Here is a 14,173-nt window from a genome sequence, read left to right as displayed (position 1 = left end):
AATTCCTCCGGGGCTGCTGAGGGGCGTTCCCCGACCAGTTCGGCCAGCCGGCGCAGCCTCCGTGCACCCGAGATGAGGTAGCGTCGTCCGTCTTCCGACACCCGGCCCGCCAGACCGGCCCGGACCAGCGCGGCCTCCACCGCGTGACGGTCCTTGGCCGGGTCCAGGCCGAGCACCCAGCCACCCGGGCGCGGGCCGCCGGCGGCGGCCACCCACAGCCGCAGACGAGGGCCGGAGAGGAAGAGCTGCGCGGATGCGTCCGGCCAGGCGCGGGCAAGAGCATTCAACCTTCGGGAGTACGCGGTACGCACCTCGAAGACCTGCTTGGGCGGCTCCGGCTCCCCCGGATCACCGTCCTCCGCGGGCCCGTCGACCGGGTCGCCGTCGGCCTGACCGGCGTCGACGTGGCGCTCGTCGCCGACGCCGTCGCCGGGCCGGGCATCGTCGTCCGGGGCGCCGGACCCGGCCGTGTCGCCGGGCTCCTCCTCCGTCGACGGGGGTTCGGACGTGATGATCGCCTCTTTCGCGGCGGCGAGGTCGACGATGCGTACCTCCTCGATCGGCTCCCACGTGGCCGTCAGGCCCCGGGCGACCAACTCGCCGACCAGGACATGCACCCGCCAAGCCGCATCCACCCGGACCGAGACGCGGGCCGTGCCCCCCATCCTGCCCAGACGGCCCGGACCGGCCAGCAGGCCGGCCAGATCGGCGGGTGACGGCTCGGTCGTCTCGGCGCCGAACATCGACAGCTGGCGGCCGCCCGGCGGGCCGGGCACGCCACGCGGAGAGGTCCGCTTCGCCACCGGCACCGGTGGGGGAAGGACCTCGCGCGGGATCAGCGGCCAGCCGGTCTCGGTCATCGTGTCACTGGCATTCGGGCAGGGTGTCGAAGGCCTGTCTGAGCTCGACCGACTCCAGGTTCGTCGTGTCCAGGCTGCTGCGCTCGTAGTCGGTGGTGAGCTGTGCCACGACCTTGCCGACCTCGTCGTAGAAGGCCTGGGACGGGGCCGTGGCCAGGCCCTCGATGCCGGTGCGCGCGTGGCCGTAGGCGTCGCGGATGCCGGCCAGCGAGGACAGGAAACCGTCGGCGATGGCCTTCCCGTTGTCCACGTCGGGGACACCCGCTTTCTCCACGCCCTCCCGGGCCTTCTCGCTCGCCGTGGCCGCCCCGTCGAAGAGGCGCGCCAGATTCTCCTTCGCCTGGCCGGGCGTGGTCTTGCTGGTCATCTGCTGCTGGGTGCGGCTGGTGAGGGTGTCGATCTCGCTGCGCCAGGGGCTCAGCGTGGTGCACACCAGCGCGGCCCAGGCGTGCGCGCCGGGCTGACCGGAGCAGGCGGCCAGCGGTGCGGCGAGCACCAGCAGGAGGGCAAAGGAGATCGGTCGGACCGCGCGCATGGAAGCAGGGTACGACTCCGGCAGGACACTCCACACGCCTCGATCGGAGCAATACGAAAGGCACCCGGTCCCCCGGGTGCCTTTCGCCGGTGTCTACCTCAGACGTTGTCCTTGATCCGGGGCGCCTCGGTGGTGCGGGCGTCCTGGACCGCGCGGGCGGTGTCGGCGGCGCCGGCGGCCGAGGCCGAGGCGCTGTCGTCACCGATCGCGATCGGCTTGCGCTTGCTCCAGACCACGGCCGCGGTCACGATGGCGACCGCGACGATCGCCACGCCGACCCGCAGCGGTGTGTTCGCGTCCGAGCCGTAACTCCAGGTCACCACGGCCGGGGCGATCAGCAGCGAGACCAGGTTCATCACCTTGAGCAGCGGGTTGATCGCCGGGCCGGCGGTGTCCTTGAACGGGTCACCGACCGTGTCACCGATCACCGTGGCGGAGTGCGCCTCGGAGCCCTTGCCGCCGTACGAGCCGTCCTCGACCAGCTTCTTCGCGTTGTCCCACGCGCCGCCGGAGTTGGAGAGGAAGACCGCCATCAGCGTGCCGGTGCCGATCGCACCGGCCAGGTAGGCGGCCAGCGCGCCCGGGCCCAGGCCGAAACCCACCGCGATCGGGGCCATGATCGCCAGCAGACCGGGCGTGAGCAGCTCCCGCTGCGCGTCCCGGGTGCAGATGTCGACGACCCGGCCGTACTCCGGACGCTGCGAGCCGTCCATGATGCCCGGGAACTCCCGGAACTGGCGACGGACCTCCATCACGACAGCGCCCGCCGAGCGGGACACCGCGTTGATGGCCAGACCGGAGAAGAGGAACACCACCGCCGCGCCGATCAGCAGGCCGACCAGACTGCGCGGGTTGGAGATGTTCAACTGGGCCAGGATCTCGGTGCCGACGTTCGTCACGCCGGCCTCGGTCAGCGCGCTGGCCAGGCTGTTGGTGTACGACCCGAACAGCGCCGTGGCCGCCAGGACGGCGGTCGCGATCGCGATGCCCTTGGTGATCGCCTTCGTGGTGTTGCCGACCGCGTCCAGCTCGGTGAGGATCTGCGTGCCCCGCTCGTCCACGTCGCCGGACATCTCGGCGATGCCCTGCGCGTTGTCCGAGATCGGGCCGAACGTGTCCATCGCCACGATCACGCCGACCGTGGTGAGCAGACCGGTGCCGGCCAGCGCCACCGCGAACAGCGACAGCGTCAGCGACGACCCGCCCAGAAGGAAGGCGCCGAAGACGCCCGCGCCGAGCAGGATCGCCGAGTACACCGCCGATTCCAGGCCGACGCTGATGCCGGCCAGGATGACGGTGGCCGGGCCGGTCTGCGACGACTTGCCGATGTCCTGCACCGGGCGGCGGTTGGTCTCGGTGAAGTAGCCGGTCAGCGCCTGGATGGCGGCCGCCAGCACGATGCCGATCACGACCGCGCCGACCGCGACGAGCTGCGGGTTCTGACCGCTGTTCAGGATCTCCTCGTCGATGCCCGCGTCGCCGAAGCCGGCGAAGCTGTTCGGCAGGTAGACGAAGCTGACCACGGCCACCGCGATCGCGGAGATCGCGGCCGAGATGTAGAACGCCCGGTTGATCGCGGTGAGGCCGTTGCGGTCACTGGCCCGCAGCCGGGTGATGAAGACGCCGATGATCGCGATCAGCACACCGATCGTGGAGACGATCAGCGGGAAGATCAGGCCGTCCTGACCGAACGCGGCCGAGCCCAGGATCAGCGCCGCGACCAGGGTCACCGCGTAGGACTCGAACAGGTCGGCGGCCATGCCGGCGCAGTCGCCGACGTTGTCGCCCACGTTGTCGGCGATGGTCGCCGCGTTGCGCGGGTCGTCCTCCGGGATGCCCTGCTCGACCTTGCCGACCAGGTCCGCGCCGACGTCCGCGGCCTTGGTGAAGATGCCGCCGCCGACCCGCATGAACATGGCCAGCAGCGCGGCGCCGAAACCGAATCCCTCCAGGACGGTCGGCGCGTCACCGCGGAAGATCAGCACGACCAGCGCGCCGCCGAACAGGCCGAGGCCGACGGTCAGGAAGCCGACCACACCACCGGTGCGGAAGGCGATGCCCATCGCCTTCTCCCGGCCACCCTGCTCGCCGGCCGCGGCTGCGACCCGCAGGTTGGCCCGGGTGGCCAGCGCCATACCGGCGCCGCCGATGAACGAGCTGAACACCGCGCCGACGATGAAGAACAGCGAGCGGCCGATCTTGACCCAGGTCTCGTTGTCGGTCTCGTGCACCGGTAGGAGGAACAGCAGGACGACCGCGATGACGACGAAGATGCCGAGAGTCTTGAACTGCCGGAACAGGTATGCCGAGGCGCCCTCCTGCACGGCGCCGGCGATCTCCTGCATCTTCGGTGTGCCGCGCGCGGTACGCAGCACCGATTGGACGAACGCGGCGGCGAAACCGAGCGCCACTAGGGCGAACACCAGCGCGACGATGACGAATGTGACGTTCGAGCCGCTCAGGGAAACTCCGCCACCCTCGGCGGCAAGGTCTATCGAGTCTCCGGACATCAATGTCCTCCTGTACACCGATGGCGTCCGGGAGGCGGACGAGACCACCCGGGCGCATTCCCCGGGGAGTGGGGAACGACCGACCAGACCTGCGGACGCGAGGCCGGTAAGTAGCTGACAACTCGCGTACTGTATAGGGCTTACGTGGTGGTCGTCACATGTCGCACCAGCCGTGTCGCGGTGATGATCGCCGCTGTGTTAGGCCGGTGTGGATCTCGGGTACACGGGTAGCCGCCAGTGTCTGGATTTTCGCCCGACTTAGCTGGTCATTTTCGGAAATATCGCCCATGGTGGGCGCGGCGTTGTGCCGTACCCCCTGCGTGGTTGATCTTTTTTGGCACTCCGCCGCGGTCAGCGGCGGGTGACCGGCCAGACCATCCGGACCTCGGTGCCCGGGCCGTCATCCACCGGGCGCACCTGCAGGTCGTCGACGAAACCGGCGAGCAGCGCGAAGCCGACGCCGGTGGTGAGCGCGTCGTCGGTCAGCGACTCGTCGGCCAACTCGTCCGGCGGCAGCTTCGCCAGGCCGACGCTCGCCTCGATCGGCGCGTGGTCGATGACGCTGACCGTGTACGAGTCCGAGTCGGACATCTCGACGGTGACGAGGTCGGTCAAACCATACTGCCGGTGCAGGGTGACCGCCCGGGTGCAGGCCTCACCGATGGCGAGCCGGACCTCGTCGAGCAACTCCTCCGCGACCCCGGCACGGCGCGCGACGGCGACACCGACGAGGCGTGCGGTGCGCACATGCACCGGGGCCGGCGAGAAGGAGAGTCGAACGGTAGCCATCACGAAGCGGGACCGCTGCCGTCGCGTTCCGTCGCCGCATCGACCGTCGGGAAGATCGGGAAGACCTGATCCAGCGCGGTGATCCGGAAGATCTTGAGAAGTGGCTCCTTGGCGCAGACCAGGCCGAAGGTGCCGTGTGCCGTCCGCAGCCGCTTGAGGGCGCCGACCAGCACGCCGAGCCCGGTGGAGTCGAGGAAGTCGACCCGCTCCAGATCGACGACCACGTCACGGGCCCCCGCGTCCACCAGCTCGATGAGACGCTCACGCAGCCGGGGGGCGGTGTAAACGTCCACCTCGCCGCCGACCTCGAGCACGGTGTGCTCGGCGACGGTCCGGGTCGTGAGTGACAGCTCCATCGGTCCTCCTCCCTGATCTCTCCCCCCGCGAAATCTAACCACCGACGGGAAGGGGGCGACGCGTGGCACCCACCGTCCTACCCGTTTGAGGTTCGGGGCATACCGGTGTCACAGTGCAATGCGTGACCTCAACCGCTTTCGGTCCTGCTGAGCTGCTGCACCGGCTGCGGGCTCGCGGCAGCGGGACGGCAGTGTCCCCGGTCACACACATCGAGCGAGTGCCCGCCCGGGAGGGCCGTCCGGCGCCGTGGCCGGCATGGACCGAGCCCGCTGTCCGCGACGCCTTCGTCGCCCAGGGGATCAGTGTCCCGTGGGAGCATCAGGCGGCCGCGGCCACCCTCGCCTGGGAGGGCACGCACGTCGTGCTGGCCACCGGCACCGCGTCGGGCAAGTCCCTCGCGTACCAGCTACCGGCGCTGAACGCGCTCGCCACGGACCCTAGAGCGACAGTGCTCTATCTGTCACCCACCAAGGCGCTCGCCGCCGACCAGCTCCGGGGCCTGAACCGGCTCGGGCTGGACGGGGTGCGGCCGGCCACCTACGACGGCGACACCCCGCGTGAGGAGCGCGAGTGGATCCGCCAGCACTCGCGGTTCGTGCTCACCAATCCGGACATGCTGCACCACAGCATGCTGCCCGGCCACGGCCGCTGGGGCGTCTTCCTGCGCAGGTTGCGGTATGTGGTGATCGACGAGTGCCACACCTACCGGGGCGTCTTCGGCTCGCACGTGGCGCACGTGCTGCGGCGGCTGCGGCGGGCCACCGCGCGGTACGGCGCCTCGCCCACCTTCATCCTGGCGTCCGCGACGTCCGGGGATCCGGCCGGTTCCGCATCCCGGTTGACCGGTGTGCCGGTGACCGAAATCACGTCCGACGCGTCGCCGCGCGGGGCCGTGACGTTCGCCCTCTGGGAGCCGCCGCTCCTCGAGCCGCACGCCGAGGACGCCTCACCGATCCGCCGGTCAGCCCTGCGCGAAACCGCCGATCTGCTCACCGACTCCGTGATCGCCGGGACGCGGACGATCGCGTTCGTGCGGTCCCGGCGTGGGGCCGAGGTGATCGCATCCACCGCCCGGCAGTCGCTGAACGAGGCGGTGCCCGGCCTCGGTGACCGGGTCGCCGCCTACCGCGGCGGATACCTGCGCGAGGACCGGCGGGCCATCGAGCGGGCGCTGCTCTCCGGCGAGCTGCTCGGGCTGGCGTCCACCAACGCGCTGGAGCTCGGCGTCGACCTGACCGGGCTGGACGCGGTGCTGATCTGCGGCTATCCGGGCACCCGCGCGTCGCTGTGGCAGCAGGCGGGCCGGGCCGGGCGGGCCGGTGACGAGGCGCTCGCCGTGCTCGTGGCCCGGGACGACCCGCTCGACACGTACCTGGTGCACCATCCGGAGGCGGTGTTCGGGCGGCCGGTCGAGGCGACGGTGCTCGACCCGGGGAATCCGTACGTGCTCGGGCCCCAGCTGTGCTGCGCCGCCTCCGAGGCGCCACTCACCGACGCTGACCTGGACCTGTTCGGCGGACACGGGCTCGTCGAGCAGCTCACCGCCGAAGGGCTGCTGCGACGGCGGCCGTCCGGGTGGTATTGGACCCATCGCGGGCGGCCCGAGGTCGACCTCCGCGGGACCGGCGGCGCGCCCGTCTCGGTCGTGGAGGCGGCCACCGGGCGGCTGCTCGGCACCGTCGACCACGGCTCGTCGCACGCCATGCTGCACCCCGGAGCGGTCTACCTGCACCAGGGCGTCACGTTCGTGGTCGACGACCTCGACCTGGAGGACGCCATCGCGCTGGTCCACCAGGAGGAGCCGGACTGGACCACGCACGCCCGGGACGTGACGAACCTGTCGGTGGTGAACGTCCGGTCGTATGTGGACGCCGGTCCGGTCGGGCTGTTCCTCGGCGACGTGGACGTGACCAACCAGGTCGTCTCCTACCAGCGGCGGCGGCTCGGCAGCGGGGAGATCATCGACACCCGGCCCCTCGACCTGCCGGCTCGCGAGTTGCGTACGGTCGCGGTCTGGTTCACCGTGTCGCCGCAGGCGCTGACCGCCGGCGGGGTGGAGCCGGGCGAGTTCCCGGGCGCCCTGCATGCTGCCGAGCACGCCGGGATCGGCCTGCTGCCGCTGATCGCCACCTGCGACCGATGGGACATCGGCGGGCTGTCCACGGCCAACCACGCCGACACCGAGGCGCCGACGGTCTTCGTCTACGACGGCCACCCCGGGGGCGCGGGGTTCGCCGAGCGCGCCTACGGGACCGCGGCGGAGTGGCTGCGGGCCACCCGGGAGGCGATCGCCTCGTGCGGATGCGAGGCCGGATGCCCCTCCTGCGTGCAGTCACCCAAGTGCGGAAACGGGAACAATCCTCTGAACAAAGAGGACGCTGTGAAAGTGCTGGATATCGTGCTCGCGGCACTGTGATCATTTACCGCCGTTTATTGCTGATCACTCCGGGGAAGAGACACACCTTGTCCCTCCCCCCGAGTCGAAGCGGTAACCTGCGTTCCCGATGAATCGTGACCGAGCAAACACGAGCCCTCGCCTCGCCGCCCTCGACGGCCTCCGACTGATCGCCGCACTGGCCGTCGCGGTGTTCCACCTGAGCGTCTCCTGGCGTCTCGACGGGCAGAGCCCACCCGCCTACTATCTGCCCGACCTCGCCCCGATCGCCGCCTACGGCTTCCTCGGCGTGGAGTTGTTCTTCCTGATCAGCGGCTTCGTGATCGGCATGAGCAGCTGGCGGCGCAGCCTGGGCGAGTTCTTCGTGTCACGGGTGAGCCGTCTCTACCCGGCCTACTGGGTGTGCATCCTGATCACCGTCGCGGTCGTCGCGATCCTGCCGGTGACCGGTGGCGTGCCGATCAGCGGCGTCCCGGAAGCACGCGACATCGCGGTCAACATGACCATGCTCCAGGAGCCACTCGGCATTCCCGCGGTCGACACCGTTTACTGGACGCTCTTCGTCGAACTCCGGTTCTATCTGCTCTTCGCGGCACTCGTGGCGTTCGGGCTCACGTACCGCCGGACGGTGATTTTCTGCGTCACCTGGATGATCGTCGCGGTGATCGGCCCGACCCTCGACAGCAGAATCGTCAATATTCTCGCCATCCCGGAATACGCGCCGTATTTCATCGCCGGAATAGCGATGTTCCTGATCAATCGCTTCGGCCGGTCGCCGCTGCTCTTCGCGATCATCGGCTTCTCCTGGCTGGTCAGCATCCACCGGGTCGAGCAGCGGGTCGGCACCATCAACCCCGGCTTCGAGGTGCCGATCTGGCCCGGCATCGCCATCGTGTCCCTGTGCTACCTGGTGGTCCTGGCCGTCGCGCTCGGCTGGACCGACCGGATCCGCTGGTCGTGGCTCACCACCGCGGGGGCGCTCACCTATCCCTTCTATCTGCTGCACCAGCGCATCGGGTACGGGCTGATCCGGCACGCCCAGGAGCGCACCAGCCTGCCGGTGTGGGCCCTGCTGCTCGGGGCCATCACGGTCGTGCTGGGGCTCGCCTGGCTGGTGCACCGGTTCGCGGAACGGCCCCTCAGCCGCTGGCTGCGGACGATGCTGCGGCGGGCGATCGCCGACGTCCGCCGGGTGTCGGCAGCCGAGGCGGCGGCTGCCGGCTCGGCCAGCGCGGCGGACTCTGTCGGCTCGGCCAGCGCGGCGGACTCTGCCGGCTCGGCCAGCTCGGCCGGCCCTGCCAGCTCGGCCGGCTCGGCCGGCTCGGCTCAGGCGGGCTCGCCGGCCGCCACACGCGCCGGTCACAGCGAAGGGCTTCAAGAGCGGCCGGCCGGGGTCAGCCCTTCGCCGCGCCAGCCGTCACCGTCCACCTTGCAGAACGCCTCCCGCTGACCCGCGGCCTCGCGCCTCGCGGAAAATTCTGCGCCCGCTGCCTCCATCGGCGTCCACTGCGCGCCGCTGACCCCGGCCATACCGTCACCTCGGCATCCGGCGCCCACGCACTGATTCGTCCGCGGCGGGGCTCGTGGCAGAACTCCTTCCCGCGACATCAGGGGCCGCCCGGGAACGCGGTGACCGGGCCTGCTCGGGCGGCGGCGCCAGCACTCGCCGGATAGAAGTCGAGCCGGACCTCGACGTGGACCACGATCTCCAGGCCTTCGACGGCGCATCCCGCCATCCGGCCGTGGTTGGCCTGGACGTATCGGGCCGCCACGGCGCACGCCGCGGCCTGGCCCTCGATGGCGTGCGCCCCGCCGGCCAGGGCACCGAAGTCGGCCGCCGCCTGGGCCTGATGCCGGGCTATCCGCGCTGCGCCGCCGGCCACGACGACGAGCGCCACCCCGATCAACACCAGGCCCACCGCCAGCACGAAGATCGACGCCGCCCCACGGTCGTCCCGAAGCCGCCTCCTGACACGGCTTCCCGGGGCGTCCTGGAGCCGCGTCATGACACGGCCACCTCCCCGGCCGTCACGGAGCCGCGTCATGGCACGGCCACCTCCCCGGCCGTCACGGAGTCGCGTCATGGCACGGCCTCCCCGGCCGTAGCGGAGACGGCGGAGACGGCTCATGGCACAGCCTCCCCGGCCGGCTCGCGGGCTGCCGTCGCGTCGCCGCTCACGACCGCCCCGGGCAGGTCGATGCCGAACAGGCTGATCGGCGCGGACACCTCGGCGACGACACTCTCCGCGGTGCCACCAACGCGTACGCTCGCGCCCTCCGGACCCAGCCCGGCCGCCGCGTCCGCCGGGGCGTCGCCGCGGGCCGCCGCCAGGGCCGCCTCCCGCGCCGCGTCGAGGCACTGCATCTTCGCCGCGATCGCGGAGACCGACGCCAGGCCGAGGCTGAGGAGCAGCATGAGCGCCGGCAGCCCGGCCGCGAGTTCGGCGGTGAACGAGCCCCGGTCGCGGCCGGGATGCCGGCGTCGTGTCACTTCAGCGCCCGGCCGATGACCCCGCTGAGCGCCGCCTGCACGGGCCCGCTGGTCAGGACCTTGAGCAGCACACCGGCGAAGGCGACCGCGGCGAGCGTGCCGATGGCGTACTCGGCGGTGCTCATTCCGGCGTCCGCGGCTTCCGCCTGGAGCCGCCGGTAGCGGGCGATGAGTTTGTACACAGGACCTCCTTGTTTCCTTGCTGGTGCGACGACGACAACGCCGCACCGGGGTTTCACAGCACGCCACCGAACGGGCGGCGCAGTCTCACAGGACGTCGCCGAGGATGGCGATCACGGTCGGCATCAAGCCGGTGAGCAGGAACGCCGGCAGGAAGCACAGCCCGAGCGGCAGCACGATCAGGACGCCGGCCCGCTGGGCGGCCGCCTCGATCGCCACCGCGCGGTCGGCGCGTAGGTCGCCGGCGAGGCGTTCCAGTGCTCCGGCGAGCGCGCCGCCGCTGGCGCTGGATCGGACAGCAGCCGCGACGAGCCGCTCGGCCTGCGGAACGCCGGCCAGGTGCGCCCAGGCTTCGGCTGGTTCGGCGCCGAGTCGCAGCGAACGGGCGGTGCGTTCGAGCCGCTCGCCGAGCGGGCCGCCGAGGGCTTCCGCGACGGCGCCGATCGACCGGTCCACCGCGGTTCCGCCCCGGAGGGCGGCTGCCAGCAGGTCCGCGCCAAGGGGTAGATCGGCGTGGGCCTCCTGGCGTTCGCGACGGACTTCGGCGGGCTCACGGCTGCGCAGGAAGCGGTCCGTGCCGATTCCGGCGGCCACCGCGGCGATCAGGCCCCAACCGGTGCCGACCAGGCCGGCGACGGCGATTCCGGCCGACACCGACAGGAGCAGCCGGGTCCGTTCGGACGACGCCTGTCGCGGTGCCGCCCGGGACAGCCGGAGCCGACCACGCGGAAGCATCACCAGCACGGCGGCCGTCACGGTGCAAAAGGCCACGACTGCGCCACTCACGGGGACACCTCGATCGGCTCCCACCGAGGCAGGCCCGAATCGATGGCCCCAGTGGCGGCCGGATCCGGGGTGGCGGCGCAACTCGTGATCACGCCGTCCGCGCCGACGAGGGCGGCCACGCAGCATTCGCGCAGCGGAACACGGACCGGACCGCCCGCCCGGAGAAGTGCCGCCACCCCGCAGGAACCGGTGGTCATCGGGTCGCTCCCTCGGTGAGCCGCTGCGCCCACTTCAGCCCCGCGAACTGGAGGACCAGCGCGACGGCGACACAGACCGCCCCGAGCGGCGTGTGCAGCAGCACCCCGACCGGGTCCGCGCCGATCGCGTGTCCGAGAGCGATCCCGGCCAGGGGAAGGGCCGCCAGCAGGATCGCGGTGGTCTGGGTGCCGGAGGCGTGGGCGTGGGCGGTCTTCGCCGACCGCTCGGCAGCCCGGGCGTCCGATTCGATCCGTTCGAGCAGGTCGGCGGCGGGTGCGCCGGTACGTTCGGCGAGTCGCCACACGGCGTCGGTCAGTTGCCCGATCCGGCCGGGCGCGGTGGGTGACGCCGCGACGGCCGCCGGCGGGATACCGGCTCGCAGGTCCGCGACGAGTGACGTGAGGTCGTCGAGGTGGGCGGCCCGCTGCTCGGCGGCGCGTCTCCGCCCGGATCGGCGGCGCCATTCCCGGGCGGCGAGCAGCGCGTAGACCGCCGCGACGATCGCGGCGACCGGGCCGCCGGACAGGCCCGCCGGCACGCCCGCGAGCACGGCGGCGGTGAGCGCAGACCGCCACTCCGGACCGTCGAGGAGCCCGGCGACGGTACGCCGGAGCCCGCCCACATCGATCCGGCCCCGCCGCCCGGGAAGCCGATCACGCGCCTGCTCCCCCGGCCGCGCGACCAGGACCGCCGCACCGATGAGCAGCACCGCCATCAGCCACGTCACGACGACCACCCCGGAAACGACGGCCGCGCGGGAGGGAGCGACGACGGCCCCGGAGATGACAACCGCTCCGGCAGCAGCGCGGCCGGCACCCGCTCACCGCGCTCGGTCAGCAGCCGGGCCAGCACGGGCGCGCCCGCCCCCGGCCCCCGATCGCGCTGCCAGGCAGGCACCACGGTGGCCAGGCGTTCGTCCCCGGCCGCCGTGAGCACGCTGATGGACTCCAGGTGACGGCCCTCAGCCGTACGCCGAACCTGCAGAACGACCTGGAGCGCGGCAACCACCTGGGCGTGCAACGCCGCTCGCGGCAGGCCACCGAGCAGCCCGAGCGCCTCCAGCCGGGCGGGCACGTCGGCGGGCGCGTTGGCGTGCAGCGTGCCGGCCCCACCCTCGTGGCCGGTGTTGAGGGCGCCGAGCAGGTCGACGATCTCCGCTCCCCGGCATTCGCCGATGACCAGCCGGTCGGGCCGCATCCGCAACGCCTGGCGGACCAGGTCGCTGAGGCCGATCGCGCCGGCGCCCTCCACATTGGCGGTACGCGCCTGAAGCGCCACCACATGCGGATGCACCGGCCGGAGTTCCGCCGCGTCCTCGACGAGCACGATCCGCTCGGTCGGCGGCACGAGCCCGAGCAGGGTGGCGAGCAGGGTGGTCTTGCCGCTGCCCGTGCCGCCGGTGACCAGGTACGCGAGTCGCGCCGCCACCACCGAGGCCAGCACCTCCGCCGCGCCGGCCGGGATCGTCCCGTGCCGGACCAGGTCGTCGAGGCGGAACGGCCGCTGCCGGAAGGTACGCAACGACAGGTGCGGCCCGTTCGTCGCGACCGGCGGCAGGACCGCGTGCAGGCGGGTCCCGTCGGAGAGCCGGGCGTCGGCGTAGGGCTGCCCGTCGTCGAGCCGCCGCCCGCACGCCGCGACGAGCCGCTGTGCCAGCCGGCGAACCTCCGCGGAGTCGGTGAACCGGATCGACGAGCGTTCGAGCCCGGCGCCCCGGTCGACCCAGACCCGGCAGTCGTTCACCAGAATGTCGGTGACGGCCGGGTCGCTGAGCAGCGGGGCGAGCGGCCCGGCGCCGATCAGCTCGTCGCGGACCAGTCCGGCCATCCGCAGCACGGCCGTGTCGCCGAGCACCGCGCTGTCACGGCGGACGGCGTCGACGACCGCGGCCGGGGTCGCCTCCCTCCCGTCGTACGCGAATCGCCTGCGGACCCGATCGGCGACCGTCATGCCACGGCTGCTTTCCGCTCCGTACCCATGAGCCCGTCGACGATCCGTCGGCAGAGATCGGCGAGAGCGCCCTTGCCGTCCGCGGTGGGCGCCGTTCCCCGCTCGATGCCCTGGCAGATCGACGTCTCCGGCCGCAGGGTGCCGGCCAGCGGCAGACCGAGCGCACGGGCGATCTCGCGGGCCTTGAGCCGGCCGGGCGCCGGGCCGCGCACGACGACGGCGATGTTCTCGCAGTGGGCCGCGACGGTCGCCGCGGTCCGGGCGGCGGAGGCGGTGGCCCGCAGTTCCGCCGGGACGACGAGCAGGGTCCGCTCGGCGGCCTGGAGCGCGAGGATCGCCGCGTCGTCGAGTTGCCGGGGCAGGTCGGCGACGATCACGTCGCGTCCGCGGCGGGCCGCGTCGAGGGTGGCCGCCATCGCCTCGATCGGCACGCCGGGCAGTTCGTCGCGGTCGAAGGAGAGCAGTACCAGGTCGCCGCGGTGCGGGAGGGCGCCGAGCAGGGTGGGCGGGTCGACGCGACCGTCGGCGCCGGTGAGGCCGGGCCAGCGCAGGCCCCCGACCTGTTCCCAGCCGAGGACGAGGTCGAGGCCGCCACCGAGCGGGTCGGCGTCGATCAGCAGCGTCCGGTATCCGGATCGGACCGCGGTGGTGGCGAGCCCGGCGGCGAGGATGCTGGCGCCGGCGCCGCCACGGCCGCCGATCACCGCGAGGGTGCGGCCGTCGGCCGGCGGGACGGGCCGGTCGCCGGCGGTGAGCTGGTCGACGATCCAGGGTTCGGCGGCGGGCAGGACCGCCACGTTCTCCGCGCCGATCAGGTCGGCGACCGAGAAGGCGGGGTCGGCGAGCCCGTCGAAGCCGACCAGGAAGAGCCGCCCGCGGCGGGGCAGGCGGGCGCGCAGGCAGGGGATGGCCTGGTCGGCGCCGACGAAGACGAGTGGCGCGGTGGTCCAGCGGGCGCGGGCGCCGGCCGGGTCGGGTGACACCTCGGCCTCGACGCCGCCCGCCGCGGCGAGGCGTAGTAGTTCGTCGAGGAGATCCGGATCGGCGGTCACGATCAGGGGACGGCGCGGGGCGGGCATCGCTGGCCTCCAGCGGGACGGCGGGTTGGGGCGCCCACCGTGG

General features: G+C 72.4%; 14 protein-coding genes and 1 pseudogene. 2 read left to right on the top strand and 13 right to left on the bottom strand.

All coding sequences use genetic code 11. The annotated features are described in order from the left end of the window. Positions 1 to 563: 563 nt before the first annotated feature. The 5 genes and pseudogenes from BM290_RS51135 to BM290_RS34360 form a co-directional block, all read right to left on the bottom strand. Positions 564 to 860 (bottom strand): annotated as a pseudogene (locus BM290_RS51135) (hypothetical protein); the annotation flags it as partial. A 4-nt stretch (positions 861 to 864) separates the two neighbouring features. Next, positions 865 to 1,395 (bottom strand): hypothetical protein, encoded by a 531-nt coding sequence (locus tag BM290_RS34375; protein ID WP_093620102.1) that lies wholly within the window; start codon positions 1,393 to 1,395, stop codon positions 865 to 867. A gap of 98 nt (positions 1,396 to 1,493) precedes the next feature. After that, positions 1,494 to 3,905, bottom strand: coding sequence for a sodium-translocating pyrophosphatase (locus BM290_RS34370; RefSeq protein ID WP_093620101.1), 2,412 nt, complete (start codon positions 3,903 to 3,905; stop codon positions 1,494 to 1,496). A gap of 351 nt (positions 3,906 to 4,256) precedes the next feature. Next, positions 4,257 to 4,697: an ATP-binding protein gene (locus BM290_RS34365; RefSeq protein ID WP_093620100.1), complete on the bottom strand. Its 441-nt coding sequence runs from the start codon at positions 4,695 to 4,697 to the stop codon at positions 4,257 to 4,259. After that, positions 4,694 to 5,050 (bottom strand): STAS domain-containing protein, encoded by a 357-nt coding sequence (locus BM290_RS34360; protein WP_093620099.1) that lies wholly within the window; start codon positions 5,048 to 5,050, stop codon positions 4,694 to 4,696. Before BM290_RS34360 ends, BM290_RS34365 begins: the two co-directional genes overlap by 4 nt. 113 nt (positions 5,051 to 5,163) lie before the next feature. On the opposite strand from BM290_RS34360, the gene BM290_RS34355 reads away from it, so the two are divergent. Beyond that, positions 5,164 to 7,467, top strand: coding sequence for a DEAD/DEAH box helicase (locus BM290_RS34355; protein WP_093620098.1), 2,304 nt, complete (start codon positions 5,164 to 5,166; stop codon positions 7,465 to 7,467). A gap of 88 nt (positions 7,468 to 7,555) precedes the next feature. Then, positions 7,556 to 8,896, top strand: coding sequence for an acyltransferase family protein (locus BM290_RS34350; protein ID WP_143134028.1), 1,341 nt, complete (start codon positions 7,556 to 7,558; stop codon positions 8,894 to 8,896). A gap of 157 nt (positions 8,897 to 9,053) precedes the next feature. On the opposite strand, the gene BM290_RS34345 is transcribed toward BM290_RS34350, so the two are convergent. From BM290_RS34345 to ssd, 8 genes are all read right to left on the bottom strand, one after another. Next, complete coding sequence (locus tag BM290_RS34345; protein ID WP_093620097.1) at positions 9,054 to 9,452, bottom strand: Rv3654c family TadE-like protein; 399 nt, start codon at positions 9,450 to 9,452, stop codon at positions 9,054 to 9,056. A gap of 119 nt (positions 9,453 to 9,571) precedes the next feature. Then, positions 9,572 to 9,937: a TadE family type IV pilus minor pilin gene (locus BM290_RS34340; protein ID WP_093620096.1), complete on the bottom strand. Its 366-nt coding sequence runs from the start codon at positions 9,935 to 9,937 to the stop codon at positions 9,572 to 9,574. Further along, a complete protein-coding gene (locus BM290_RS34335) occupies positions 9,934 to 10,062 on the bottom strand; it encodes a DUF4244 domain-containing protein (RefSeq protein ID WP_239143932.1) in 129 nt (42 codons plus the stop codon). Before BM290_RS34335 ends, BM290_RS34340 begins: the two co-directional genes overlap by 4 nt. Before the next feature lie 142 nt (positions 10,063 to 10,204). Next, on the bottom strand, positions 10,205 to 10,852 hold the full coding sequence (locus BM290_RS34330; RefSeq protein ID WP_093620238.1) for a type II secretion system F family protein: 648 nt from the start codon (positions 10,850 to 10,852) through the stop codon (positions 10,205 to 10,207). Positions 10,853 to 10,899: 47 nt separating this feature from the next. Continuing rightward, entirely contained in the window at positions 10,900 to 11,100 is a 201-nt protein-coding gene (locus tag BM290_RS34325; RefSeq protein WP_093620094.1) for a hypothetical protein, read from the bottom strand. Next, positions 11,097 to 11,828, bottom strand: coding sequence for a hypothetical protein (locus BM290_RS34320; RefSeq protein WP_239143916.1), 732 nt, complete (start codon positions 11,826 to 11,828; stop codon positions 11,097 to 11,099). Before BM290_RS34320 ends, BM290_RS34325 begins: the two co-directional genes overlap by 4 nt. Beyond that, complete coding sequence (locus tag BM290_RS34315) at positions 11,825 to 13,051, bottom strand: TadA family conjugal transfer-associated ATPase (protein WP_093620093.1); 1,227 nt, start codon at positions 13,049 to 13,051, stop codon at positions 11,825 to 11,827. Before BM290_RS34315 ends, BM290_RS34320 begins: the two co-directional genes overlap by 4 nt. Continuing rightward, positions 13,048 to 14,103 carry a septum site-determining protein Ssd gene (gene ssd, locus BM290_RS34310; protein WP_177320019.1) on the bottom strand — a complete coding sequence of 352 codons (1,056 nt, stop codon included), beginning with the start codon at positions 14,101 to 14,103 and terminating at the stop codon, positions 13,048 to 13,050. Before ssd ends, BM290_RS34315 begins: the two co-directional genes overlap by 4 nt. Positions 14,104 to 14,173 lie beyond the last annotated feature (70 nt).

Origin of the sequence: Actinoplanes philippinensis, assembly GCF_900113015.1 — a bacterium.
Taxonomy (GTDB): Bacteria; Actinomycetota; Actinomycetes; order Mycobacteriales; family Micromonosporaceae; genus Actinoplanes; species Actinoplanes philippinensis.
Note: the sequence above shows the minus strand (reverse complement) of the source record. Positions and strands in the feature narration are given on the sequence as shown.

What these genes read in the sequence shown, in the direction of transcription:
- BM290_RS34370 (WP_093620101.1), bottom strand. Translation starts at nt 3,905, where the DNA reads ATGTCCGGAGACTCGATAGACCTTGCCGCCGAGGGTGGCGGAGTTTCC.
- BM290_RS34350 (WP_143134028.1), top strand. Translation starts at nt 7,556, where the DNA reads ATGAATCGTGACCGAGCAAACACGAGCCCTCGCCTCGCCGCCCTCGAC.
- BM290_RS34360 (WP_093620099.1), bottom strand. Translation starts at nt 5,050, where the DNA reads ATGGAGCTGTCACTCACGACCCGGACCGTCGCCGAGCACACCGTGCTC.
- BM290_RS34345 (WP_093620097.1), bottom strand. Translation starts at nt 9,452, where the DNA reads ATGACGCGGCTCCAGGACGCCCCGGGAAGCCGTGTCAGGAGGCGGCTT.
- BM290_RS34335 (WP_239143932.1), bottom strand. Translation starts at nt 10,062, where the DNA reads ATGAGCACCGCCGAGTACGCCATCGGCACGCTCGCCGCGGTCGCCTTC.
- BM290_RS34325 (WP_093620094.1), bottom strand. Translation starts at nt 11,100, where the DNA reads ATGACCACCGGTTCCTGCGGGGTGGCGGCACTTCTCCGGGCGGGCGGT.
- BM290_RS34375 (WP_093620102.1), bottom strand. Translation starts at nt 1,395, where the DNA reads ATGCGCGCGGTCCGACCGATCTCCTTTGCCCTCCTGCTGGTGCTCGCC.
- BM290_RS34315 (WP_093620093.1), bottom strand. Translation starts at nt 13,051, where the DNA reads ATGACGGTCGCCGATCGGGTCCGCAGGCGATTCGCGTACGACGGGAGG.
- BM290_RS34330 (WP_093620238.1), bottom strand. Translation starts at nt 10,852, where the DNA reads ATGCTTCCGCGTGGTCGGCTCCGGCTGTCCCGGGCGGCACCGCGACAG.